General features: G+C 70.4%; 1 protein-coding gene. It reads right to left on the bottom strand.

What is annotated here, in order from left to right; genetic code table 11:
• Positions 1-42 precede the first annotated feature (42 nt).
• Positions 43-918, bottom strand: a complete 876-nt coding sequence (locus TAE01_RS20370; RefSeq protein WP_147068631.1) for a helix-turn-helix transcriptional regulator — start codon at positions 916-918, stop codon at positions 43-45.
• Between the last annotated feature and the right edge of the window lie 114 nt (positions 919-1,032).

The following is a 1,032-nucleotide window of genomic DNA, read 5'->3' on the forward strand; positions in this document are numbered from 1 at the left end:
ACACACCATCAGCGGACGCTTCGGTCGGCGCCACAGAGCGGGTCAGTGTTGTCGGGCGGTGTCGATTTCTGTCGCCGCACTGTCGGCGGTCCAGCTGCGGAGCAGGTTCAGGGCATCCGCGGACGGGGTTGAAGGTTCGGCGATGTAGGTGAGCAGGTTCAATCCCGGGGTGGACGGCAACGCCATCACCTCGAAGCCGAGGGTCATGTCGCCCACGACCGGGTGGTGGATGGTTTTCGTGCCTGCGAAGTGTGTCCGGACGGTGTGCCCTCCCCACCAGGTGCGGAAGTCGGCGCTGCGGGTCGCGAGTTCGCCGACCAGGGCCATGAGTGCCCGGTCGCTGGGGTCATGACCGGCCATGAGCCGTAGCCCGGAGACTGCTTCGCGGGCGGTCTTCTCCCAGTCGGGGTAGAAGACGCGGGCTCGGTCGTCCAGGAACAGGTAGCGGGTGCCGTTCAGCGGGGGACGGTCGGGTGGGAACAGATCTGGGAACAGTGCTCGACCCATCGGGTTCGAGGCCACGCAGTCGCCCAGCTGGGTCATGGCCAGGGCGGGGACGTCGAGCGCGTCGATGAGCAACGCCAGCCGGGGTGACACCCGCGGAGTCGGCTTGACCCGTGGAGCGCGCCGCAGCCCGGTGGCGGCGCGGGCGAGGTCGAACAGGTGCGCCGACTCGGCCTCGTTGAGCTCGAGCGCGCGGACCAGGGCGTAGAGGACGCTCTCGGAGACGCCGCCCAGGTCGCCACGTTCCATGCGGGTGTAGTAGGCGGTGCTGACGCCGGCGAGCTGGGCGACTTCCTCGCGGCGCAGGCCAGGGACGCGGCGTTCGCTGCCGAAGGTGGTCAGGCCGGCCTGCTCGGGGGTGATGCGGCCGCGCAGCGCGGTGAGGAACTGCTGCACGTCCGGGTTCGAGGCCATGCCCCGACGCTAGCCCGTCCGCCGACGTCGATGGGAGTCACTGGCATTCACCCTCACGCTCGCACCTCGGTCGTCCCCGAAGCGCTCGGCGGGGCTCGGCGGGGGGGGGGGGGG

Origin of the sequence: Terrabacter aerolatus (assembly GCF_007991735.1) — a bacterium.
In the GTDB taxonomy this organism is placed as follows: domain Bacteria; phylum Actinomycetota; class Actinomycetes; order Actinomycetales; family Dermatophilaceae; genus Terrabacter; species Terrabacter aerolatus.

Bases quoted from the DNA above. Each gene is read 5' to 3' on its own strand.
- TAE01_RS20370 (WP_147068631.1), bottom strand. From the start codon at position 918: ATGGCCTCGAACCCGGACGTGCAGCAGTTCCTCACCGCGCTGCGCGGC.